The organism is Methylobacterium gnaphalii (assembly GCF_007992215.1).
Lineage (GTDB): Bacteria > Pseudomonadota > Alphaproteobacteria > Rhizobiales > Beijerinckiaceae > Methylobacterium > Methylobacterium gnaphalii.
In genome coordinates, this window is record NZ_BJZV01000014.1 from 55,718 (window position 1) to 77,258 (window position 21,541).

Sequence of the window (21,541 nt, forward strand, 5' to 3'; positions counted from 1 at the left end):
AGACGATCAGCCGTCTTCCGCGGAGCCTGCCCTCGATGGCCTATTGGCTGTTCAAGTCCGAACCCTCGACCTGGTCCTGGCAGCGGCAGGTGGAAGCCGGGGAGGGCGGCACCTGCTGGAACGGCGTGCGCAACCACCTGGCCAAGAACCAGATGCAGGCCATGGTCGTCGGCGAGCGCGGCTTGTTCTACCATTCGAACGAGGGCAAGGCGGTCGTCGGCATCGTCGAGGTGATCAAGCCGTACTACCCGGACCATACGGATGAGTCCGGCCGGTTTGGCATGGTCGACGTCAAGGCTGTGAAGCCGCTGCCGCAGCCTGTCTCGCTCGATGCGATCAAGGCCGAGCCGCGGCTCAAGGACATGGTGCTGGTGAACAACTCGCGTCTCTCGGTTCAGCCAGTGACCGAGGCGGAGTGGAAGGCGGTATGCGAGATGGGCGGCCTGCCGAACGGCTGACATCCTGCCAATGTGATGCGCGGCCGCTTGCGATCCCTACAAATGGCGCGCTCGCCGTGGCGGTCGGACCGTTCTCGAAGACGGTTTGCCGAGGGCCGGCTACCTGCCGAATGGGTGCGGCCTGGTCGTGGGCTGACGTGAAAGCGCAGCGAGGCCTGCGAAGATGCCGAGCGCGGCAGCGATCAGGGCGTTCCATCCTGCCAGCGAGATCCCGAGGAAGGTCCAGGCAGCCTTGGTGCAGTCGACGGTCTGCTTGACGGCGAGGTCCTTCAGGAAGTCCTCGACGTTTGCCGCCGCTGCGGAGCCGCCACCGCAATCGCTGGGGCCGGGCCAAAAACCCCATTCGGCGCCGGCATGGTAGGCGCCAAGACCCGCTCCGTAGAGCATGACGAGCGCGATCAAGCCGAGGATCAACCTTGAGACGCGCCCCGGCAGGAGCGCGGCCAGGCCTGCGAGTGGCAGCGTCAGATAGTACGGCACCCGCTCGGTGAGGCAGAGCTTGCACGGCACGTAGCCCAGCACATGCTCGAAGAAGAGCGCACCTCCCACCGTAAGCGCGGCGCCGGCAAGCAACAGCAGCGCGACGGTCTGGGTCCGGAATGGCAGGCCGAGACGCATCAGAATACAACCTTCAGCGCGAAGAAGCCGAGGATGATGATCACCACCGAGATGGCCACGACGACGTTCAGATGCCGGTCGAGCACCGCGCGGATCGAAATGCCGTAGCGGCCGAGGAGCCCTGCCAGGACGAAGAAGCGTGCTCCACGGGTGATGATCGAGAGCGCTATGAACCAGAACAGGTCGTAATGGGCGAAGCCCGAGGTGATGGTCACCAACTTGTAAGGGATCGGCGTCAGCCCCTTCAGCAGGATCACCCAGTGCCCGTATTTGGCATAGGACTCCTGGAAGGTGTGAGCCTTGTCGGTGAGCCCGTAGAGCTGGAACAGCCACTGGCCGACAGAGTCGAAGAGGAGCGCACCGATCGCGTAGCCGGCGATCCCGCCAAGCACCGAGGTCACCGTCGCGATAGTGGCGTAGAGCCAGACCTTGTCCGGCCGGCTCACCGCCATCGGCACCAGCATGGCGTCGGGCGGCACCGGGAAGAATGAACTCTCCGCGAAGGCTACCGCGCCGAGCGCCCAAGGCGCCGAGGGCTTGCCGGCGAGCGCGAGTATCCACTCGTAGAGGCGGCGGATCATGGAGATCGGTCCGATGGGGAAAACGCGAGCCCTTTGAGCACAGCGTGGCCGCCGAGGCGAGAGGGGCGGCGCGGCGCTTGGCAAGCTTTCCGATACCTCGCGCAGCCCGCTCCTCTCCGTCGCCTTCGCTCAACCCGTACCTTTTCCCAGGAGTGCCCGGCTTAATCCTCGTCGGTCTTCCAGTCGAAGGAACGCTTCACCGCACGGCTCCAGGCAGCGTAGATCTTCCTGCGCTGGCCGGGATTCATCTTCGGCTCCCAGCGGCGATCGACGCTCCAGTTGTGCTTGAGATCGTCGAGATCCCGCCAGTAGCCAGTGGCGAGGCCTGCGGCGTAGGCGGCGCCGAGCGCCGTGGTCTCGGTCACCCTCGGGCGCACCACCGGCACATCGAGGATGTCGGACTGGAACTGCATCAGCGTGTCGTTGGCGACCATGCCGCCATCGGAGCGAAGCTCTTTCACAGGAATCCCGGAATCCTTCTCCATCGCCTCCAGCACCTCCTTGGTCTGGAAGGCTGTAGCCTCGAGCACTGAGCGGGCGATGTGACCCTTGTTCGCGTAGCGGGTCAGGCCGATGATCAGCCCGCGCGCGGCGTCATTCCAGTGCGGGGCATAGAGGCCGGAGAAGGCCGGCACGAAGTAGACGCCGCCATTGTCCTCGACCGTCGCGGCGAGCTTCTCGACCTCGGCACTCTCCTTGATCATCCCGAGATTGTCGCGCAGCCACTGGACCAGTGCGCCTGTGACCGCGATCGAGCCTTCGAGCGCATAGACCGGCTTTTGTCCTCCCAGCCGATAGGCCAGCGTCGTGACCAGGCCAGCACTCGATGGGACGGGCAGACCATCGGTGTTCATGAGCGCGAAGCAGCCGGTGCCGTAGGTATTCTTTGCCTCACCGGGCGTGAAGCAGGTCTGTCCGAAGAGGGCCGCCTGCTGGTCGCCGAGAATGCCGGCGATCGGCACGCCTTCGAAGGGCGCACGGGTCTCCCCGTAGACCTCGCTCGATGAGACGATCTTCGGCAGCATTGCCCGCGGGATGCCGAAGGCCTCCAGCATGCTCTCGTCCCAGTCGAGGGTCTCCAGCGACATCAGTTGGGTGCGGCTGGCATTGGTGACGTCGGTGAGGTGCACGCCGCCATCGATGCCACCCGTGAGGTTCCAGACCAGCCAGGTGTCGATGTTGCCGAACAGCACGTCGCCAGCCTCGGCCTGCTCGCGGGCGCCCTTCACGTTGTCGAGCAGCCAGCGCAGCTTCAGCCCGGAGAAGTAGCTCGCCAGCGGCAAGCCGGTGACGTCGCGAAACCGGTTGATGCCGCCCTCTTTGGCGAAGTCCGCAACAAGCCGGTCGTTGCGGGTGTCCTGCCAGACCAGGGCATTGTACAGCGGCTCGCCAGTCGTCTTATCCCAGATCAGCGTGGTCTCGCGCTGATTGGTGATGCCGATGGCGACGAGATCCTGGGGCTCGAGACCGGCCTTCTCGAGCGCCTCCGTCATGACGTTGCGGGTCTTCTTCCAGATCTCCCGCGGGTCATGTTCGACATGACCCGGCTTCGGAAAGATCTGTTCGTGCTCCTCCTGGGCGAGCGAGACGACGGTGCCCTCGCGGTCGAACACGATGAAGCGGGTGCTCGTGGTGCCCTGGTCGATGGCGCCGACATATCGGCTCATGGCTCGTCCCACCCTGGAATTCTTTTGCTGTCTCGTCCCGTCGGTCTCTCGCCGAAGGCCGTCTCATCGCGTCAGGCGGCCTCCGCGGCCTTCCCGTCCAGGTAAGCCTGCAGGCGTGCCTCGCTGCCTGCACTGGTGCGCAGGCCGAGCTTGGAGCGGCGCCACAGGATGTCGTCCGCAGTGATCGCCCATTCCTGGTCGCGAAGGTAGTCAACTTCCCGCGCGGTCAGGCCGCCGTCGAAGCTCTCGCCGAGATCTGCGAGCGATCCAGCATTCCGGACGATCTCCCGCGCTCGCGTTCCGTAGGCTCGCGCCAGCCGCCGTGCGGTTTCGGCCGGCAGGAACGGGGCCTCGGATTGCAGAGCGGCCAGGAAGGCGTTGAAATCCGCGTCCGGCATGTCGCCGCCCGGTAGCGCCACGTCGCCCGTCCATGCCGGTTTCAGACGGGGAAAGTACGCCTTGAGCTTCTCGACCGCGTGTTCGGCGAGCCGGCGATAGGTCGTGATCTTGCCGCCGAAGACCGACAGCACTGGCGGGCTGCCGCCCTGATCGGAGACCTCGAGCACGTAGTCACGCGTGATGGCAGAGGCATTGGCCGCCGCGTCGTCGTAGAGCGGGCGCACGCCGGAATAGCTCCAGACGACGTCGCCCGGCGCGATGTTTTTCGAGAAGGAGCGATTGATGCAGTCGCAGAGATAGGCCGTCTCTTCCGGCGAGATCGTCGCCGCGCCGGGCTTGTGCTCATAGGGCACGTCGGTGGTGCCGATCAGGGTGAAGTCGCGCTCGTAGGGAATCGCGAAGACGATGCGCTGGTCGGGCTGCTGCAGGATGTAGGCCTGCTCGCCCTCAAACAGCCGCCTCACGACGATGTGGCTGCCCTTGATCAGGCGCACCGCTGCCCGGCTATTGATGCCCAGCGTCTGGCCGAGCGTCTCGCTGACCCAGGGGCCGGCGGCGTTGACGACGGCCCTGGCACGAATGGTTCCGGTGGCGCCCGTTCTCTTGTCATGAAGGTCGGCGAGCCAGGCATCGCCCTCGCGGCGCGCAGAGACGACACCGGTTCGTGTTCGAATGTCGGCCCCGCGCGCACGCGCATCCATGGCGTTGAGGACGACGAGCCGGCTGTCCTCGACCCAGCAGTCCGAATAGACAAAACCCTTGGTCAGACGCTCCTGCAGAGGCGCGCCGAGCGGCGAGGTTCGCAAACGCACGGAATTCGAGCCCGGAAGCGTTCGCAGCCGCGCGAGATGATCGTAGAGGAACAGCCCGGCCCGCAGCATCCAGGCCGGGCGCAGGCCCTCGTCGTGGGGCAGCACGAAGCGCAACGGCCAGATGATGTGAGGGGCGAGCCGAAGAAGCCGCTCCCGCTCGGCCAGGGCCTCACGAACGAGGCGAAACTCGTAATATTCGAGATAGCGTAGGCCGCCGTGGATGAGCTTCGTGCTCGATGACGAGGTGAACTGGGCGAGATCTCCGCGCTCGCAGAGCAGCACCTTCAGACCCCGCCCCGCCGCATCTCGCGCGATGCCCGCACCGTTGATACCGCCGCCGATGACGAGCAGATCATAGGCAGGCTGCAAGACGATCTCTCCGAACGCGGGCGTGGATCCGATCCCGGATCATACGGTGCGCACCGAAATGTTCGAGGCCTCTTCAACGGCATCGCGACCGTCCGAAAATACTTCGCGACGGCTGGCGTGCACCATCACACCTCGACGCCCACTGTCTAACCTTGCTCGACCGGCTGCGCGTGCGGGCCTGCACATCCTTGGCCGCTGAACCCAGCCAAACCGGAACCAGAAGATTACTGCCAAGTTGATGCAGCAATCAAACGGTCAAGCTCCACCCGGACGGTGGACGAATAGTTGGGCTACCCGTCATGCGCCAGGGCTACACTGTTTTCGCCGCTCTCGTTGCCACCTCGCTCCTGGCCACCCCGATGGTCATGGGCGCCGCCAATGCGCTGGCTACCTCCGACGGCCAGGAGACCGTCACCCAGGCTGTGGCAGTGACGCCCGTCGAGGTCGCACCGGTCGCCAACAGCGCGGCACCGGAAGTCTGCAACCGCAAGGTCCGCGTCGTCTATAGCGGCTACATTACCGGCCCAGCCGCCTGCATCGCCAGCGAACGTTGATCAGAGACCGAAGCGGGCCCAGGCGGCGCGCTCCTCGATCGCCGCGATCAAGGCATCCGGCATGTATGCCGCGACGCCGGGGCCACCCCTTCGCAGCAGGCGCGCCAGGAACGAGCCCTTAGCCTCGGCAATGAGCTTGAGTTCGACCTTCTCGCCGAACCGGGCCCGCAAGGTGGTCCGCAGATCGCCGAGGGCATCGACGAGTCCGAGATCGAGCGCCTGACGGCCGCTCCAGACCGCGCCGGTGAACAGGTTCTGGCCGCTCGACAGTTGCGGGCGACGCTCGGTGACAAGGCTCGTGAACAGGGCCTGGATGTCGGCCTGGATGACCTTCAGACGCTTCACATCGGCCGGGTCTTCGGGCCGGAAGGGGTCGAGCATCGCCTTGGCCTCGCCCTGCGTGTGGACGCGGCGCTCTATGCCGATCCGCTCGATCAGCTTGTCGAAGCCGAACCCCGCCGAGACCACACCAATCGAGCCGACCAGCGAGGCTGGATCGGCGATGATCTCGTCGGCGGCGCAGGCGATCATGTAGCCGCCGCTCGCGGCGACATCCTCCACGAAGGCGAAAACCGGAAGCTTCTTCTCGACCGAGAGCGCCCGGATCCGGCGATAGATCAGGTGCGACTGCGCTGCCGAACCGCCGGGCGAGTTGATGATCAGCGCCACCGCGGAGGCACGCGGCATGGAGAAGGCCCGCTCCAGGCCTGCCGCCAGTGTCGCGATCGAGAGGCCCGGCCGGATCGGCGAGACCGCGCCGATCGCCCCGCTGAGCCGCAGCACCGCCACGCACGGCGGCGCCTGCCGCCAGCGCGCGGGAAGGAAACGGCGCAGGCTGTCGGTGATCGCGGTGGTGCTCGGCATCGTGTTCAAGATCCGGGGAAATGGGTCGATGACCTGCGTAAAGCGCAGCGAGACGTCCCGCCACTATGATCCGCTGCAGCCGGCATCGATCAGGGAAGGCGGGCGCCTCGTTCGCCATCAACTGTCTGATCACGTTGGTATTACGCGTGTCCGTCGGCAGCAAAGCCGCTGTACCGGCACAAGACGCCAGCGGCCGCAACTACGTGCTTCAACCACAATCAAAACATAGTTGCGGACAAATCGACAATTCCCATTGAGCGTTGTTTATGGATCATACGCACGTGTCGAGTCGCGATCCGTCCACGCGCCACGACCGTGCCTTTGGGCGGCCACTCAGCGGAGGAAGCAAGACGTTATGCGTACCTTACGTTTGATGATGTTGATCATCGGTATGCTCGGAGGCGCGATCGGCCTCAGCGCAACCGCCCATGCTGCGCCGATGCCGGCCGCAGGAATCGTGGCCGAGACCAGCCCGGCTCCGACCGTTGAGAAGGCCTATTACTACTTCGTCCGGCGCAGGTACTATCGCCCGCGCTACTATTACCGCCCGCGGTATTATCGCCCGTACTACTATCGTCCGCGCTATTACTATCGCCCGCGTTACTACCACCGTCGGCGGTTTTACTTCTGATTTTGACGGCATTGGGGGCGCTCACGAGCGCCCCTTTTTTATGGACACCGGACGTCGCCGCGATGCAGCGCCTCGACGTCCGGCGTGAACCGGCCGGATCTGTCGTGGAGCACCAGCGGTGCCAGCAGCGAAAACGGCCCACGGCTGCCCTTCACGGCCTGGATCAGTACGCGGATCGCAGGACGATCCGGTGCTGCTTGAACCGGCCTCACCGCGATGCTACCGAAACGCCGGCCCATGGCATCGAGGCAATCCGGCAGAGTGTCGGCGCGGTGGATCAGCCCGAGCCTGCCCCCTGGACGCAGCAGGTCGGCGCAGGTGCGCAGCCAGCCATCCAACGCACCGTCCTCGAAGGTGTGCGCGGAGGCTTTCTCGGCAATCGGCGAGGGACGATGCCGGCCCGCTTCGAAGAAGGGCGGGTTCGTCACAAGGATGTCGGCCATGTCGGGCAGGAGGCCCGCCGCGCGACGCCCGGCGCCCGGCACCAGCACGTCGGCTTCGATCACCGCGACGCGCTCGGCGAGGTCGTTTTCGGCAGCGTTCTGACGCGCCAGCGCAGCAAGCTGCTCCTCCTTCTCTACCAGGACCACGCGGCAATCCGGATGGAGGGCGGCATAGGCGAGTCCGACCGCGCCGGTCGCGGCGCCGAGATCGCAGATCACCGCGCCGGCCGGCGGATCGAACAGGCGCGCGAGCAGCACGGCATCGGTGCCGGCCCGGTGCCCGCCGCGTGGCGGCTGCCGTAGGGTCAGACGGCCGCCGAGCCAGCGATCCGTATCAGCGGGCCCCGTCATCGCGGAGCTCCGCCGCGAGGCCGGCATCGACGAGAATGCGCCGCGCCTGCGGGCTGTGATCATCGGGAACGAGCAGGCGGCGCCCGAACGCGCCGATCGAGCCCTCCATCAAGCTCATATGCTCATCTGCGACGAACACCGGGATGTCGGCGCCTTCGAGGAGCGAGCGCGCGAAACCGATCAGGACGATGTCGTTGGTGCGGATCAACTCGGTCACGGGCGTTCGGCATCCCTGCTCTAAGTGCTTGCTCTACCATCCACAGGGCGTTCACGCACGGGTGTGCCGCGCCCCATGGGACCCTGTGCATGTTGCGGGGCCGCATCGCCCGTGCGAAGGGGTCAGAAATCTCCGAAAGCGGGCTCGGCCCGCGCGGACACGCTTGCAGGCAGGTGCGTATTGGGCGTCGTGGTTTCCCTCGATGAGAGCCGCTCCGATCCGGAAAGCTCCTTGAACGATCTCGTCGCCCTCGTCGCGGGCGGCATGGAGCGGGTGAACACGACGATCCTGTCGCGCACCGGCTCGGCGGTCACCATGATCCCGGAGGTGGCGCAGCACCTGATCGCCTCCGGTGGCAAGCGCCTGCGACCGATCCTGACACTCGCCTGCGCCGATCTCTGTGGCTATCGCGGCGGTGACGGCGCGGTGAAGCTCGCGGCCAGTGTCGAGTTCATGCACACGGCGACGCTCCTGCATGACGATGTCGTGGACGAGAGCGACATGCGACGCGGCCGCGTCGCTGCCCGCATCAAATGGGGCAACGAGGCGAGCGTGCTCGTCGGCGACTTCCTGCTCGGCCAAGCCTTCCGGATGATGGTCGAGGTCGGCTCGCTGCGCGCACTCGACATCCTGTCCTCCGCCGCGACAGTGATCGCCGAGGGCGAGGTGATGCAGCTCACCGCGGCCAAGAATACCGAGACCAGCGAGGACGAGTACCTCGCCGTGATCCGCGGCAAGACCGCCGAGCTGTTCGCAGCCGCCTGCGAGGTCGGGCCGGTCCTGGCCGAGCGTCCACGCGCCGAGCAAGCGGCCTGCCGTTCCTACGGCATGAACCTCGGCATTGCCTTCCAACTCGTCGACGACGTGCTCGATTACGGTGGCACGAGCGCCAGCCTCGGCAAGAACGTCGGCGATGATTTCCGCGAGGGCAAGATCACTCTGCCCATCGTGCTCGCTTTCCGGCGCGGCTCCGAGGAGGAGCGCACCTTCTGGCGGCGCACGCTGCAGGACGGCGTGATCGAGGATGGCGATCTCGAAACGGCGCTCAACATCCTGCGCCGGCACCGCGCCCTCGAAGACACCACGGAGCGCGCTCGCCATTACGGTGCCATGGCCCGCGACGCCCTGGCGCTGTTTCCGAACGGGCCGGTGAAGACGGCGTTGCTGCAGGTCGTCGATTTCTGCATCGCTCGCGCGCACTGAGGCGCGCGATCAGCTCAGCGTCGTGGGCTCGACCCACCAGGCCGGCCGTGACGCACGGATCGTCCGCGCGGCGCTTTCGGCGGCCAGTTCGCCGGTAAACACCGCAAAAACTGTCGCACCCGAACCCGACATCCGCGCGAGCCGGCAGCCCGGCTGATCGCGCAGGTCTCTGAGAGCGTCACCGACAATCGGCGCTACGGTCAGCGCCGGGGCTTCGAGATCGTTGCGCGCAGGCGCGATCGCCGCGAGGACGCCGTTGAGATCGAGACCGGGCGCGATGACCGGGTGATCGGCGCCTGACAGCGTCTCGCCGACGCGAAGTCCGAGCGCCTCGAATACGGGAGCTGTCGAGACTGGCACGCCGGGATTGATCAGCAGCACCGGCAGCGGCGCCAGACCCAGCGCGGGACCGAGTTCCTCGCCCGCCCCACGCATCATGCGTGCCCGCGGATCAAGGCAGACCGGCACATCGGCACCCGCCGCACGCGCCGACGCGACGATGGCCGGGTGATCGAGCGGAAGGTCGTTGAGCTGCGCCAGCAGGCGGAGGGCGGCTGCGGCATCGGACGAGCCCCCGCCGATGCCGGCCGCTACCGGCAACCGCTTGTCGAGCTTGAAAGCGCCGACCCGAAGCCCGGGTACACCCGCTGCGAGGTGGCGAGCGGCACGCAGAACAAGGTTGTCGTCGGTAGGCCCTGCCGTTCCCGCCGTCGGGCCGGACACGTCCAGGCTCAGCGCGTCGCCCGGTTCCAGCGAGAGCGTATCCCCCACGCGCGCAAAAGCGACGAGGCTTTCCAGCGCATGGTAGCCGTCGCCCGCGCGCCGTCCCAGGACATGCAGCGTCAGGTTGATCTTGGCCGGTGCCAGGGTGGTCAGGGCGGTCACGAAACTTCGCTTGGGCTCATCGAGATCGAAGCGCGGCCATAGGCGACCGCGCTCGGCCCGGCAAGCAAGCCGAGCTGGTGGCTAGCCGCCCGGCTTCTTCTCCACCTTGTCCGCGGCGCCCGGCGGCTCGCTCGGAGCAGGCGCACCCTTCGGCAGCTCGGGGTTCTCGGCGTTGTGCGGAGCGGCTACCGGGGCAGGGGTCTGTTCGGCCGGGGCGGGCGGGTTCTGTGCGGTCACGGCCGGCTTTTCGAGCTCGGGCAGGCCGTCCTTCAGCTTCGCGTTGATCTTGGCGAGATCATCCGGCTCGGGGTTCAGGTCCTTGGCGTGCTGCCACTGGAACTTGCCCTCCAGCCGGCGGCCGGTACGCCAGTAGCCGTCACCGAGGTGATCATTGATGGTCGGATCGCCGGGCTTCAGCTCGACGGCCTTCTCCAGCTCGCGCACAGCATCGTCCCAGCGGCCGAGACGGAAATAGGCCCAGCCGAGGCTGTCGATGATCATACCATCGCGCGGCGAGAGCTCGACGGCCTGCTTCAGCATCTTGAAGCTCTCGTCGATGTTCATGTTCCGGTCGACCCACGAATAGGCTAGGTAATTGAGCACCTGGGCCCGCGCGGCAGGCTGGGTTGGCGAGATCAGGTCGAGCGCCTTCTTGAGATCGGCCTCGGCCTTGGGCCACTCGCCGGCGCGCTCGTAGGCGGTGCCGCGGAAATAGAACAGGGTCCAGTAGCTCGCCTCCTGACCGGGGCCGATCAGCTTGATCGCGCGACTGTAAGTCTCGGCGGCATCGGCGAAGTTCTTACGCGAGCGCTGGACGTTGCCGAGGGCCGAGATCACGTCGATGTTGTCGGGGCGCTCCTTCTGGACGGCATTGAGGTGCTGCAGCGCCTCCTCGCCCTTGCCCATCTGTTCGAGGTTCAGGCCGATCTGGATGTCGGCGTTGAGCTTGAGCGGCGAGCCAGCCGGGATCTGGGCGTAGGCTTCGTTCGCGCGGTCGACCTGCTTCATCCGGTCGAGCGTATCGGCCAGCGTCAAGCGAGCGACGCCGTGATCCGGGTTCAGGTAGAGGGCGAGCCGGAGATAGACCACGGCCGGCAACTCATCGCCCTGGGTCGAGCCGGCGGAGCCGAGCCCGTAAAGCACCTCGGAGGCGCCTTCCTGAGCCAAGTTGATCAGCTGGCCGAGGGGCTTGCCGTTCTTCAGCTTGTCGAGGGCGTCGGTGACGATCGGGTGGCGCGGCAGGACCTTGTCGAAGTCGGTATAGGCCTGGATGGCGAGGTCGGTCTTGCCGGCCGCGGCCTGGAAGCGCGCGTAGCCGTCAACGATGCGCAGGGTGTTGTGGTCGGCATCGTAGGCGGCCTTGAGGCGACGCTCGGCTTCCGCCTTGTCGCCGACGAGGTTGGCGATCAGTCCGGCGTGATAGTCGCGAAAGACGTTGAAGTAGCGCTCACCGCGCAACTTGTTCACGGTCTCCAGCGCGCGCTTGCCGTCATTCGCACCGGCATAGGACCAGGCGGTGAGCAGCGTCGCGGTCAGGTCGGCGGCGGCACCCTTGCCGCTGCGGCCGAAGCTCTGGCGCGCGGCCGAATACTGCCCCGCCTTGAGCTGGCGAACGCCGAGCGAGAGCTGGGCGAGGCCGTTCGCGCCCTCGCGGGTCGAGAGGCGCTCGGCGGCGCGGAAGGCGTCGGTCATCGCGCCGTCGGCGAGCAGCGACACGAAAGCGCGCTCCAGCAGCTCTGCGTTGCGCGGATCGCCCTTCACCGCCTCGCGGTAGAAGCTCGCGGCGGCCGCGGTGTCCTTGGCGGCACCCGCGATATAGGCGGAAAGGAAGTTGCCTTCGAGGGATTCCGCCGGCTCGTACTCGGAGATCGGCGACGATTCGCGCGGCTGCGCGGCTGCCGCGGCAAGGCTGACCGGCACGGAGGAGGCCAGGAGCAGGGCGAGCGCCGAAAGGGTCCAGCGGCGTGCGTTTCCGTTCATGATCACCAGATACGGCTCCTTAGATCATGCTGCGTTCTGACCGAACCAATCAAAAGGCAGAAAACATGATCGATTCAAACGGTTAGAGCAGGCTTCAGGCGAAAAACCGTTTCTATTTCGTCGCCCGACGCGTGCTCTCGTGCGCTGGCGAACGGCCCGCGCCGGTGTGGCCGCGGACACTAATCCCTTCCGCTATCTCCGCAAGCCATGGCGGAGCGGCGAAAGCATGGCGCGCGATCCGTCAGCGCAGCTCGCCCAGCGGAGCAGACGAGCGCCATTGGTCAGCGTCGCCCGAGTTGCCTGGACTGCATCGTTTCACCCCTCATCACAGGGGGGAATTACAGGTTGGTGTAGTTCGGCCCGCCCGGTCCTTCCGGGGTTTCCCAGTTGATGTTCTGGTTCGGGTCCTTGATGTCGCAGGTCTTGCAGTGGACGCAGTTCTGCGCGTTGATCTGGTAGCGCACGCCGTCGCTGGCAGAGGCGTCCTCCACCCACTCATAGACGCCGGCCGGGCAGTAGCGGCCGGAGGGACCGCCGAACACGTCGTGCTCGGAGGTCTTCTGCAGGGTCATGTCCTTCACCTTGAGGTGGACCGGCTGATCCTCCTCGTGATTCGTGTTGGACAGGTAGACCGACGACAGCCGGTCGAAGGTGAGCTTGCCGTCGGGCTTCGGGTACTTGATTGGCTGCACCTCGGAGAGCGGCTTCAGGCAGGCATGGTCCGGCTTGCCATGCTTGAGCGTGCCGAACAGCGAGGCGTCGGCGAGGCTGTTCGTCCACATGTCGAGCCCGCCGAGGCCGACACCGACCAGCGTGCCGTATTTCGACCAGAGCGGCTTCACGTTGCGCACCGGCTTGAGGTCACGCCCGATCGGACTGTCGCGCCAGCCCTGGTCGTAGACCGTCAGCTCGTCGCCCTGGCGGCCGGCCTGCAGCGCGGCTGCAATGGCCTCGGCCGCCTGCATCCCGGACTGGATGGCATTGTGCGAGCCCTTGATGCGCGGCACGTTCACGAAGCCGGCTGAATCGCCCACGAGGCAACCACCCGGGAAGACCAGCTTCGGCACCGACTGCCAGCCGCCCTCCATGATCGCGCGGGCGCCGTAGCCGATGCGCTTGGCGCCCTCGAAAACCTCGCGGATCATGGGGTGCGTCTTGAAGCGCTGGAACTCCTCGAACGGTGAGAGCGTGGGGTTCTCGTAGTTCAGGTGGGTGACGAAGCCGACCGAGAGCAGCCCCTCATCGAAATGGTACAGCCAGGAGCCGCCGCCCGCCTTGTTCGGCAGCGGCCAGCCCATGGTGTGCTGGACGAGGCCCGGCTCGAACTTGTCTGGCGCAAGCTGCCACAGCTCCTTGATGCCGAGACCGTATTTCTGGTGGTCGCTGTCCTTGTTCAGGGCGAAGCGGTCGATCAGCGTCTTGGTGAGCGAGCCGCGCGCGCCCTCACCGAACACCGTATACTTGCCGCGCAGCTCCATGCCGCGGGTGAAGTCGTCACGCGGCTCGCCGCTGCGCGAGATGCCGAGATCGCCGGTGGCGATGCCGATGACGGCACCGTTCTCGTCGTAGAGCACTTCGGAGGCCGGGAAGCCCGGATAGATCTCGACGCCGAGCGCCTCGGCCTGGGCACCGAGATATTTGGTCAGGTTCGAGAGCGAGCCGACGAAGTTGCCGTGGTTCGACATGAACTTGGGGAAGAACATGTTCGGCAGCCGCAGGCCGCTGGCAGCGGTGAGGACCATGAACTCGTCGCGCTGAACCTCGGTCTTCAGCGGGCGTTCCGGGTCCTGGCGCCATTCGGGCAGCAATACGTCGAGGCCGGACGGGTCGATCACGGCGCCCGACAGGATGTGCGCGCCGACCTCGGAGCCCTTCTCGACGACGACGACGTTGATCTCCTCACCCTTCTCGGCGGAGATCTGTTTCAGCCGGATCGCGGTGGCGAGGCCGGCCGGTCCTGCGCCGACGACCACGACGTCGAAGTCCATGCCTTCGCGTTCCGGCAACGCCATCCTCTCGATCCTCCAAATCGTGCCTGGGCGCGGCCGACCTCACGGGCAAAGCCGGCGCGGGCGCATATGCTCAAGATGTCTCTCAACCCATTCCAAACTAGGATGGCAAGTCGTCTCTGGTAGAAGAGACCTTGGTCGACCAAACGCCTCAACGACAAAAGGTCTTGGCGCCTGGCGCGCGAAGTGTTGTCCACAGCGCCGAGGCGCGCCACATCAGCATGATGGCGTCCCTCGGCCCCGACCGCTCCGACCTGATCGCGCTCCTCGATTTCCACTCGGAGGCGGGCGTCGACATCACCCTCGACGAAAAGCCGCACGATCGCTTCGCGGAAGCCGACCTCCCGCCGCCGGCCAACGAGGCGAGCGGACCCGGTTCGGCCGCTGCCAAGCCGGAGCTTCGTCGTGAGCCGCTGCCCATTCGCGGGGCGTCTCCCGAGCCTAGACCGCCGACGCAGCGCACCTTCGGTGGCTCGGCCTCGGCAAAGCCCGAGGAGGCTGCGGTCGACGCACGCGCCAAGGCGGCGGAGATGCAATCGCTGGAGGCGCTCGAAGCGCTGCTGAGGGATTTCGAGGGGTGCGGCCTGCGCTTCACCGCGAAGAACCTGGTCTTCGCCGACGGTAATCCGGAGGCGCGCGTCATGTTCGTCGGCGAAGCGCCGGGGGCCGACGAGGACCGGGTCGGCAAGCCTTTCATGGGCCGGTCTGGTCAGCTCCTCGATCGGATGATGGCCGCGATCGGGCTCGACCGGACGAGCGCCTACATCGCCAACATCGTGCCCTGGCGCCCGCCGGGGAATCGCAACCCGACGCCGCAGGAGGTGGCCATCTGCCGGCCCTTCATCGAACGGCAGATCGCCCTGGCCAATCCGGAGATCCTCGTCTGCCTCGGCGCGCCTTCCACCCAGACGCTGACCGGCACCAAGGAGGGGATCCTCCGGGCGCGCGGGCGTTTCTTCCCCTACACGTTGCCGGACGGCCGCGAGATCCGGGCCCTCGCCACCCTGCATCCGGCCTATCTGCTACGCCAACCGGTGCAGAAGCGCCTGGCCTGGCGTGATTTCCGCGCTTTGCGAGCGGCGCTCGACGCCACGACCTGATAGGGGTTACCGGTTCAAGCGGAACCGTATTTTTCCTCAGATCATTCTCACGTCAGACGCCGGCCTCGCCCCGGCGGCATCGAACGGGACGAGACGACCATGCGTTGGGAAGACTTCCGCAGCTCGGACAACATCGAAGACCGCCGCGGCGAGGGCGGCGGCATGGGCTTTCCTGGTGGCGGTGCCGGCGGCCTCGGCATCGGCACCATCGTCATCCTGTGCATCATCGGCTGGGCCACGGGCATCAACCCGGCGATCCTGATCGGCGGCTACTCGCAGATCACCGGCGGCGGTGGCGGCATGCAGCGGGAGCAGCGCGTCGATCCGGAGACACAGGCCCGACGCCGGCAGGCGCCGACCGATCAATCCGGAAAGTTCGCGGCGGCGATCCTCGGCAATACCGAGGATGTCTGGAAAGAGGTCCTGCCGAACCAGACGGGCAAACAGTACACGCCGACGACGATGGTGCTCTACCAAGGCGGCACCCGCTCGGGCTGCGGTGACGCGCGCGCGGCGATGGGGCCGTTCTACTGCCCGATCGACAAGAAGGTCTATCTCGACACGACCTTCTTCAAGGAGATGCAGACGAAGTTCGGCGTGAAGGGTGATTTCGCCTACGCCTACGTCGTCGCCCATGAGGTCGGCCACCACGTGCAGGACGTGCTCGGCATCCTCGGCAAGGTCCAGGGCCGCCAGCAGGCCGCGAGCAGCAGGACGGAAGCGAACCAGCTCTCCGTGCGCGTCGAGCTGATGGCCGATTGCCTCGCCGGCGTCTGGGCCAAGAGTTCGAACGACCGGTGGAACTCGCTCGACCAGAGCGACATCCAGGAGGCCCTCAACGCCGCCAGCGCCATCGGCGACGACAAGCTGCAGGAAAAGAGCCAGGGCTACGCGGTGCCCGACAGCTTCACGCACGGCTCGTCGGAGCAACGCATGCGGTGGTTCATGACGGGCTACAAGAGCGGGCAGACCAGGAGCTGCGATACGTTCCGGGCCGCGAGGGGCTGAGAAACCTCCCCGCCGCGGGAGAAGGTTAGGGCAGCGCGGGCTACTCCACCCGCGCCCAACCCTGCGGCATGAGCCGCTCCTGCGGGCGGAAGCGGGCCTTGTAGTCCATCTTGCGCGAGCCCTCGACCCAGTAGCCGAGGTACAGATAGGGCAGGCCCATCTCCTGAGCCCGGCGGATGTGATCGAGGATCATGTAGGTGCCGAGCGAGCGCGCGGCCTCGTCCGGGTCGTAGAACGAGTAGACCATCGACAGGCCGTCGGCGAGCACGTCCGTCAGGCAGACGGCGACCGGACCGCCACGGCCGCGGCCGTTGATGGCGGTGTCGGGGCCGCGCCGGCGATACACGACGAGATGCGTGTCGACGTGGCTGTCCTCGACCATCATCGCGTAGTCGAGCACGGTCATGTCGACCATGCCGCCATCCCCGTGCCGGGCGTCGAGGTAGCGTCGGAACAGGGCGTATTGCTCCGAGGCGGGCCTGTTGGGCTCCGGCGAGCCGACGAGGTCGGCGCTGCGCTGGAGGATGCGCCTCTGGCTGGCGGTGGGCCGGAAGTCATCGACGATGACGCGCACCGAGATGCAGGCACGGCAGGATTCGCAGGCCGGCCTGTAGGCGATGGTCTGCGAGCGGCGGAAGCCGCCCTGGGTCAGGATCTCGTTGAGGTCGCGGGCGCGGCGCCCGACGAGGTGCGTGAACACCTTCCGCTCCTCCTGACCCTCCAAATAGGGGCAGGGGGAGGGGGCCGTCAGGTAGAATTGCGGTGTGTCGCGCGGATGACTCGTCACGCCGATCGATGCCTAGAAACCGCCAGAGCGGGCCATACCGCTCCGACCTCCGAGTGTAGCGGCATCGCCGCGCCGCTCAATGGGCTTCGTGGCAGGTGCCGCAGGTTCGGGCACGCAAAAATCAGGCTCGGACGACGGCGAGCCCGAGGATCAGATCGTGGCCGAGGCGACGATCCGGCCGCAGCAGGCCGAACACGACGTCGACGCACCAGAGCAGGAAGGTCGAGATCGCCACGTAGAACAGCAGCGCGTGGATCGCCGCGGTCAGCATATCGACTCGCGCGCCGCTCTCCGGAGCCACCACGCGCAGGCCGAGCATCCGCATGCCCCAGGTGCTCTGGCGCGCGCCGCCGACGGTGATGGCACTGTAGATGATGCCGCTCGCCGGCAGGACCGCGAACAGCGTCCAGCCGAAGCCGAAGGTCAGCAGCCCGATCACTGCGATGGCCGTGGCCAGGATCGCCGTGAACAGGAAGATGAAGGCGATGTCGAACAGGTAGGCGACGGTGCGACCGCCAAGGCTCGCCCGCAGGTAGGGCACGGGCAGCGCGCCGGGATAGCCGGTATTGTCGTAGCGCTCCGCAAAACCGGGCTGTGGGTTCGACATGGTCGAGGCTCCAAGAAGGAGGACAGTGCTGTCGAGAGATGGTGGGCAGCAGGAACGGTGCCAAGACCCCGCCGTGATTGCGAGCCGAAGGCGAACAATCCGGCATCAACGGGCAGGCATTGCGGGCGTAGCCCCAGATCGCGTCTCTTACGCTCGCAATGGCAGGACGGTGGCTAGCTCTTCCCCGGATCAGCCTCGACCGCCTCGGGCGTGTCGAGATAGTAATGCCGGAGCAGGTAGACCGAGGCGCCGCTGACAGACCCCGACTCGGTGACGATCGATTCGAGGCTCGAACCCGGTCCGAAGCCGCAGATAAGCCAGCGCGCCTTCGAGGAGGCATCCGGGCTGCCCGTCAGCCGGTAGTCGACACGAATGCTGTCGGCGCCCGGCCCGGTGCCGACACGCAGAAGGGTGACGGCCGCATTCGGCGGAACGAGAGCCGGCACGGCACGTCGGCAGACCGCCGCCCGGCGTGCATCGAGACCCTTCTCGCAGTTCGACAGGGTGAAGAGCAGGACAAGGGTGAGGGCGGCTCCCGCCCCCATCCGGACACGGTCATGCACTGGCGCGCAGGCGCTCCGCCACACGCACGGCGTAGTAGGTCAGGACCCCGTCGGCCCCGGCACGTTTGAAGGCGAGGAGGCTCTCGGTCATGGCGCGGTCGCCGTCGAGCCAACTATTGTTGGCGGCGGCTTCGATCATCGCGTACTCGCCGGACACCTGGTAGGCGAAGGTCGGCACGCCGAACTCATCCTTCACGCGGCGGATGATATCGAGATACGGCATCCCCGGCTTCACCATCACCGAATCGGCACCCTCAGCGAGGTCGAGGGCGACCTCGCGCAGGGCTTCGTGGCCGTTGCCGGGATCCATCTGGTAGGTGCGCTTGTCGCCGACGAGGGCCGCCTTGGTGCCGATGGCGTCGCGGAATGGGCCGTAGAAGGCGCTCGCATACTTGGCCGCGTATGCCATGATCTGGACGTCGCGGAACCCCGCCCTGTCGAGCCCCGCGCGGATGGCACCGACGCGGCCGTCCATCATGTCCGAGGGCGCGATGATGTCGGTGCCGGCCTCGGCCTGGATCAGGCTCTGCTCGACCAGCACGGCCACGGTCTCGTCGTTGAGAATGGCGCCGTCCTCGATCAGCCCGTCATGGCCGTGGCTCGTATAAGGGTCGAGGGCCACGTCGGTCATGATGCCGATTTCGGGCACGGCCTTCTTCACCGCTCGTACGGCGCGGCAGACGAGGTTCTCGCGATTGAGGGCCTCGGAGCCGGTCGGATCGCGCAGGTCGGCGGCGGTGTAGGGGAACAGCGAGATCGCCGGGATGCCGAGTCGGGCAGCCTTCTCGGCATCGCGCACCACCTCGTCGACGCTGCGGCGCTCGACGCCCGGCATTGAGGCGATCGGCTCGCGCCGTCGCTCGCCCTCGATGACGAAGAGCGGCCAGATCAGGTCGTCGACCGAGAGCGTGTGCTCGCGGACGAGGCGACGAGACCAATCGGCCTTGCGGTTGCGGCGCGGGCGCTGGGCGAGGTTGAGGGAGCTCGCACCGGGCGCCGCCTCTCGCGCCGTCTCGACGGCGAGCTGGCGCGGTTCGTTCGACATCGGCAGCGGCTCCAGACGCGGACCCCGCGCTTAAGCGGGAGTCCCAGTGAGGCGGGCCCTATCACATCCCGAATCCCACTAAAAACCTCGTGCCGCTCATTTCACCGTGTCGGATCGACGCCGGCTCGATCGTCCTTCGAAGGATAAGACCGCAGCACGACCCAGGATCCATCATGACGCTGACCCTGCACGCGCACCCGTTCTCCTCGTATTCCTGGAAGGCAATGATCGCCCTCTACGAGACCGGGACGCCGCTCGAGTCGGTGCTGCTCGATCAGACGACCTTCGGCGCCTTCAAGGCGATGTGGCCCATCGGAAAATTTCCGCTGCTCGTCGACGACGCCCGTGGAGCGACGATCCCAGAGGCCAGCATCATCATCGAGTATCTGGACCTTTATTACCCCGGCGTCGTGCGGCTCCTGCCCGAAGACCCGGACGTGCGGCTCGACGTCCGACTCCTCGACCGCTTCCTCGACAACTACGTGTCGACGCGTCAGCAGAAGATCGTCGCCGACCGGATGCGAGGGCCGGACGCCCACGACCCGCATGGAGTCGCGGATGCGCGGGCCATGCTCGCCACCGCCTATCGCTGGCTCGACGACAGGATGGCGACCCGGACATGGGCGGTGGGCGACGCGTTCAGCCTTGCGGATTGTGGGGCTGGCCCCTTCCTGTTCTATGCCGACTGGGTGCAGCCGATCGATGCGAGCCATCCGCATCTCAAGGCCTATCTGGCGCGGCTCAGGGAACGGCCCTCGGTGAAGCGGGCAGTGGATGGCGCACGGCCATACCGTCACCTGTTTCCAGGAGGCGTGCCGAGCCACGCGGATTAGGCGTTGCGAGAGCGAGGTTTGCCTTGACGGAACAGGGCGCTGTCCCCTATAGCCTCGCGCCTTCAACAGGACTCCGCTGGACTTCATCGAATTCATGCGCGGGTTTTTCGAGTGCGCGGTGAGAGCCGCTCATCGCTCGCAAAACGGACCGGCGCGTCGCTTGTTCGCGGAACGATACGGGATAAACGTCAATGTCGCGCCGCTGCGAACTCACGGGCAAAGCCGTGCAGGTCGGCCACCTCGTGAGCCACTCGAACCGCAAGACCAAGTGCCGGTTCCTGCCGAATCTGGTCAACGTCACCCTGACGTCGGATTCGTTGAACCGCCGCGTCCGCCTGCGCGTCACCGCGCACGCCCTGCGCTCGGTTGAGCACCGCGGCGGCCTCGACGCCTTCCTCGTGAAGGCGCGCGAGATCGAGCTGTCGCAGAACGCCAAGCTCCTGAAGCGCGAGATCCAGAAGAAGCTCGGCGAGACCTCGGAAACCGCCGCGGCCTGATCGCCCCGGCCTGCCGCGGCATCGCCTCGGCACCCGTCTCTCGATCCGACAACGAAAGCCGCCGGGCGCCTGCGCCTCGGCGGCTTCGTCATGCCTGATGTGATCCATGACCGCGCTGACGCTCGTCATCCCGATCTTCGGCCTCGTGGTGATCGGCTGGCTCGCCGCCCTCACCGGGGTGCTCTCCGAGCGCGTCAGTGAGGGACTCTCGGAATACGTTTTCGCCATCGCCATCCCAGCGCTGATCATCACGACGCTGACGCGGCCCGGCATGAGCGGCGAGATCGCCTGGGGCTACTGGTTCAGCTATTTCGGCGGCGTGGCCGTTGCCTGGGCCACGGCCTCGTTCATCGGCATACGGCGCGAGGGCGTCGACCGGCGCGGCGCGGTCCTGCACGGCTTCGCCGCGAGCCAGTCGAACACGATCTTCGTCGGCGTGCCGATGATTCTGCAGGCCTATGGCGAGGACGGCGCCTTTCCGCTCTTCATGCTGCTCGCCGTGCACCTGCCGCTGATGATGGGAGCGGCGACCTTCCTGATCGAGGCGGACGGCAACCGCTCCCTCAAGGACAGGCTCCAGGGCCTTGGTCTCGTCCTGATCAAGAACCCGATCTTCCTGGCGCTCCTGACCGGCATGGCCATGAAGGTCTTCGGAATCATCCCGGGCGGAATGGTCAAGACGCTGCTCTCCGACATCGGGAGCACGGCCTCGACCTGCGCGCTGATCGCGCTCGGCGCCGCCCTGAGGCGCTACCGCGTGCTGCACGACCTGCCGGGCGCCAGCATCATCGCGGCCCTGAAGCTCGGCGTGCACCCGCTCGCGGTCTACGTACTCGCCTTCCACGTCTTCACGATGCCGACGGCCTATGCAGGCGTGGCCGTGCTGTTCGCGGCGATGCCGGTGGGGATCAACTCGTACCTGCTCGCTGCGCGCTACCGGACCGAGCAGGGCGTGATCGCCGCCTCGCTCCTCGTCTCGACGATTGCCGGAGCTGCCACCACGGTGGGATGGCTGCTGGTGCTCGGGCGGGCGTGATCGCTCCCGCCGGCACGAGCCGCT

General features: G+C 66.7%; 23 protein-coding genes. 9 read left to right on the forward strand and 14 right to left on the reverse strand.

All coding sequences use genetic code 11. The features are described from left to right. Positions 1-35: 35 nt before the first annotated feature. A complete protein-coding gene (locus MGN01_RS13440; RefSeq protein WP_147047137.1) occupies positions 36-458 on the forward strand; it encodes an EVE domain-containing protein in 423 nt (140 codons plus the stop codon). Positions 459-557: 99 nt separating this feature from the next. On the opposite strand, the gene MGN01_RS13445 is transcribed toward MGN01_RS13440, so the two are convergent. From MGN01_RS13445 to glpD, 4 genes are all read right to left on the reverse strand, one after another. Beyond that, a complete protein-coding gene (locus MGN01_RS13445; protein ID WP_147047138.1) occupies positions 558-1,076 on the reverse strand; it encodes a disulfide bond formation protein B in 519 nt (172 codons plus the stop codon). Beyond that, positions 1,076-1,657, reverse strand: coding sequence for a YqaA family protein (locus MGN01_RS13450; protein WP_147047139.1), 582 nt, complete (start codon positions 1,655-1,657; stop codon positions 1,076-1,078). The genes MGN01_RS13445 and MGN01_RS13450 overlap by 1 nt, the downstream gene beginning before the upstream one ends. A 161-nt stretch (positions 1,658-1,818) precedes the next feature. After that, positions 1,819-3,324: a glycerol kinase GlpK gene (gene glpK, locus MGN01_RS13455; protein WP_147047140.1), complete on the reverse strand. Its 1,506-nt coding sequence runs from the start codon at positions 3,322-3,324 to the stop codon at positions 1,819-1,821. Positions 3,325-3,395: 71 nt separating this feature from the next. After that, positions 3,396-4,904, reverse strand: coding sequence for a glycerol-3-phosphate dehydrogenase (gene glpD / locus MGN01_RS13460; protein ID WP_147047141.1), 1,509 nt, complete (start codon positions 4,902-4,904; stop codon positions 3,396-3,398). Between the two features lie 299 nt (positions 4,905-5,203). On the opposite strand from glpD, the gene MGN01_RS13465 reads away from it, so the two are divergent. After that, entirely contained in the window at positions 5,204-5,458 is a 255-nt protein-coding gene (locus tag MGN01_RS13465) for a hypothetical protein (protein WP_147047142.1), read from the forward strand. Here MGN01_RS13465 and MGN01_RS13470 read toward each other — a convergent pair whose 3' ends face one another. Further along, positions 5,459-6,322, reverse strand: a complete 864-nt coding sequence (locus MGN01_RS13470) for a S49 family peptidase (protein ID WP_147047143.1) — start codon at positions 6,320-6,322, stop codon at positions 5,459-5,461. It abuts the gene before it with no gap. 355 nt (positions 6,323-6,677) lie between these two features. Here MGN01_RS13470 and MGN01_RS13475 point away from each other — a divergent pair, with 355 nt between their 5' ends. Next, positions 6,678-6,953, forward strand: coding sequence for a hypothetical protein (locus tag MGN01_RS13475; protein WP_176599829.1), 276 nt, complete (start codon positions 6,678-6,680; stop codon positions 6,951-6,953). A gap of 38 nt (positions 6,954-6,991) precedes the next feature. Here the strand turns inward: MGN01_RS13475 and MGN01_RS13480 are convergent, their stop codons facing one another. Together MGN01_RS13480 and MGN01_RS13485 are read right to left on the reverse strand one after the other, a co-directional pair. After that, positions 6,992-7,747 (reverse strand): tRNA1(Val) (adenine(37)-N6)-methyltransferase, encoded by a 756-nt coding sequence (locus MGN01_RS13480; RefSeq protein WP_147047144.1) that lies wholly within the window; start codon positions 7,745-7,747, stop codon positions 6,992-6,994. Continuing rightward, positions 7,731-7,964, reverse strand: coding sequence for a putative signal transducing protein (locus MGN01_RS13485; RefSeq protein ID WP_147047145.1), 234 nt, complete (start codon positions 7,962-7,964; stop codon positions 7,731-7,733). Before MGN01_RS13485 ends, MGN01_RS13480 begins: the two co-directional genes overlap by 17 nt. Before the next feature lie 180 nt (positions 7,965-8,144). On the opposite strand from MGN01_RS13485, the gene MGN01_RS13490 reads away from it, so the two are divergent. After that, positions 8,145-9,167, forward strand: a complete 1,023-nt coding sequence (locus tag MGN01_RS13490; RefSeq protein WP_170245973.1) for a polyprenyl synthetase family protein — start codon at positions 8,145-8,147, stop codon at positions 9,165-9,167. A gap of 9 nt (positions 9,168-9,176) precedes the next feature. On the opposite strand, the gene MGN01_RS13495 is transcribed toward MGN01_RS13490, so the two are convergent. From MGN01_RS13495 to MGN01_RS13505, 3 genes are all read right to left on the reverse strand, one after another. After that, a complete protein-coding gene (locus tag MGN01_RS13495) occupies positions 9,177-10,052 on the reverse strand; it encodes a 4-(cytidine 5'-diphospho)-2-C-methyl-D-erythritol kinase (protein WP_147047147.1) in 876 nt (291 codons plus the stop codon). 81 nt (positions 10,053-10,133) lie between these two features. Next, on the reverse strand, positions 10,134-12,032 hold the full coding sequence (locus MGN01_RS13500; protein ID WP_147047148.1) for a tetratricopeptide repeat protein: 1,899 nt from the start codon (positions 12,030-12,032) through the stop codon (positions 10,134-10,136). 338 nt (positions 12,033-12,370) lie between these two features. Continuing rightward, the gene (locus MGN01_RS13505) at positions 12,371-14,044 is read right to left on the reverse strand and encodes an electron transfer flavoprotein-ubiquinone oxidoreductase (RefSeq protein ID WP_147047149.1); all 1,674 of its coding nucleotides are present in this window, start codon (positions 14,042-14,044) and stop codon (positions 12,371-12,373) included. Between the two features lie 218 nt (positions 14,045-14,262). Here MGN01_RS13505 and MGN01_RS13510 point away from each other — a divergent pair, with 218 nt between their 5' ends. Further along, the gene (locus tag MGN01_RS13510) at positions 14,263-15,141 is read left to right on the forward strand and encodes a uracil-DNA glycosylase (RefSeq protein WP_147047150.1); all 879 of its coding nucleotides are present in this window, start codon (positions 14,263-14,265) and stop codon (positions 15,139-15,141) included. 99 nt (positions 15,142-15,240) lie between these two features. Next, the gene (gene ypfJ / locus MGN01_RS13515) at positions 15,241-16,149 is read left to right on the forward strand and encodes a KPN_02809 family neutral zinc metallopeptidase (RefSeq protein WP_147047151.1); all 909 of its coding nucleotides are present in this window, start codon (positions 15,241-15,243) and stop codon (positions 16,147-16,149) included. A 40-nt stretch (positions 16,150-16,189) separates the two neighbouring features. On the opposite strand, the gene MGN01_RS13520 is transcribed toward ypfJ, so the two are convergent. From MGN01_RS13520 to hemB, 4 genes are all read right to left on the reverse strand, one after another. Further along, a complete protein-coding gene (locus tag MGN01_RS13520) occupies positions 16,190-16,936 on the reverse strand; it encodes an arginyltransferase (protein WP_147047152.1) in 747 nt (248 codons plus the stop codon). Positions 16,937-17,057: 121 nt separating this feature from the next. Beyond that, complete coding sequence (locus MGN01_RS13525; RefSeq protein ID WP_147047153.1) at positions 17,058-17,543, reverse strand: RDD family protein; 486 nt, start codon at positions 17,541-17,543, stop codon at positions 17,058-17,060. A 173-nt stretch (positions 17,544-17,716) separates the two neighbouring features. Continuing rightward, a complete protein-coding gene (locus MGN01_RS13530; RefSeq protein WP_147047154.1) occupies positions 17,717-18,088 on the reverse strand; it encodes a hypothetical protein in 372 nt (123 codons plus the stop codon). A 10-nt stretch (positions 18,089-18,098) separates the two neighbouring features. Then, complete coding sequence (hemB, locus tag MGN01_RS13535) at positions 18,099-19,151, reverse strand: porphobilinogen synthase (RefSeq protein WP_147047155.1); 1,053 nt, start codon at positions 19,149-19,151, stop codon at positions 18,099-18,101. Between the two features lie 173 nt (positions 19,152-19,324). On the opposite strand from hemB, the gene MGN01_RS13540 reads away from it, so the two are divergent. The 3 genes from MGN01_RS13540 (at position 19,325) to MGN01_RS13550 (ending at position 21,517) form a co-directional block, all read left to right on the forward strand. Further along, on the forward strand, positions 19,325-19,984 hold the full coding sequence (locus tag MGN01_RS13540) for a glutathione S-transferase family protein (protein WP_147047156.1): 660 nt from the start codon (positions 19,325-19,327) through the stop codon (positions 19,982-19,984). A 191-nt stretch (positions 19,985-20,175) separates the two neighbouring features. Continuing rightward, a complete protein-coding gene (rpmB, locus tag MGN01_RS13545) occupies positions 20,176-20,481 on the forward strand; it encodes a 50S ribosomal protein L28 (RefSeq protein ID WP_147047157.1) in 306 nt (101 codons plus the stop codon). Between the two features lie 106 nt (positions 20,482-20,587). Beyond that, positions 20,588-21,517 carry an AEC family transporter gene (locus MGN01_RS13550; RefSeq protein WP_147047158.1) on the forward strand — a complete coding sequence of 310 codons (930 nt, stop codon included), beginning with the start codon at positions 20,588-20,590 and terminating at the stop codon, positions 21,515-21,517. The last annotated feature ends 24 nt before the right edge of the window (positions 21,518-21,541 follow it).

What these genes read in the sequence shown, in the direction of transcription:
- MGN01_RS13500 (WP_147047148.1), bottom strand. Translation starts at nt 12,032, where the DNA reads ATGAACGGAAACGCACGCCGCTGGACCCTTTCGGCGCTCGCCCTGCTC.
- MGN01_RS13510 (WP_147047150.1), top strand. Translation starts at nt 14,263, where the DNA reads ATGATGGCGTCCCTCGGCCCCGACCGCTCCGACCTGATCGCGCTCCTC.
- MGN01_RS13530 (WP_147047154.1), bottom strand. Translation starts at nt 18,088, where the DNA reads ATGGGGGCGGGAGCCGCCCTCACCCTTGTCCTGCTCTTCACCCTGTCG.
- glpK (WP_147047140.1), bottom strand. Translation starts at nt 3,324, where the DNA reads ATGAGCCGATATGTCGGCGCCATCGACCAGGGCACCACGAGCACCCGC.
- hemB (WP_147047155.1), bottom strand. Translation starts at nt 19,151, where the DNA reads ATGTCGAACGAACCGCGCCAGCTCGCCGTCGAGACGGCGCGAGAGGCG.
- ypfJ (WP_147047151.1), top strand. Translation starts at nt 15,241, where the DNA reads ATGCGTTGGGAAGACTTCCGCAGCTCGGACAACATCGAAGACCGCCGC.
- MGN01_RS13445 (WP_147047138.1), bottom strand. Translation starts at nt 1,076, where the DNA reads ATGCGTCTCGGCCTGCCATTCCGGACCCAGACCGTCGCGCTGCTGTTG.
- rpmB (WP_147047157.1), top strand. Translation starts at nt 20,176, where the DNA reads ATGTCGCGCCGCTGCGAACTCACGGGCAAAGCCGTGCAGGTCGGCCAC.
- MGN01_RS13450 (WP_147047139.1), bottom strand. Translation starts at nt 1,657, where the DNA reads ATGATCCGCCGCCTCTACGAGTGGATACTCGCGCTCGCCGGCAAGCCC.
- MGN01_RS13470 (WP_147047143.1), bottom strand. Translation starts at nt 6,322, where the DNA reads ATGCCGAGCACCACCGCGATCACCGACAGCCTGCGCCGTTTCCTTCCC.
- MGN01_RS13475 (WP_176599829.1), top strand. Translation starts at nt 6,678, where the DNA reads ATGCGTACCTTACGTTTGATGATGTTGATCATCGGTATGCTCGGAGGC.
- MGN01_RS13550 (WP_147047158.1), top strand. Translation starts at nt 20,588, where the DNA reads ATGACCGCGCTGACGCTCGTCATCCCGATCTTCGGCCTCGTGGTGATC.
- MGN01_RS13505 (WP_147047149.1), bottom strand. Translation starts at nt 14,044, where the DNA reads ATGGCGTTGCCGGAACGCGAAGGCATGGACTTCGACGTCGTGGTCGTC.
- MGN01_RS13525 (WP_147047153.1), bottom strand. Translation starts at nt 17,543, where the DNA reads ATGTCGAACCCACAGCCCGGTTTTGCGGAGCGCTACGACAATACCGGC.
- MGN01_RS13540 (WP_147047156.1), top strand. Translation starts at nt 19,325, where the DNA reads ATGACGCTGACCCTGCACGCGCACCCGTTCTCCTCGTATTCCTGGAAG.
- MGN01_RS13480 (WP_147047144.1), bottom strand. Translation starts at nt 7,747, where the DNA reads ATGACGGGGCCCGCTGATACGGATCGCTGGCTCGGCGGCCGTCTGACC.
- MGN01_RS13440 (WP_147047137.1), top strand. Translation starts at nt 36, where the DNA reads ATGGCCTATTGGCTGTTCAAGTCCGAACCCTCGACCTGGTCCTGGCAG.
- MGN01_RS13465 (WP_147047142.1), top strand. Translation starts at nt 5,204, where the DNA reads ATGCGCCAGGGCTACACTGTTTTCGCCGCTCTCGTTGCCACCTCGCTC.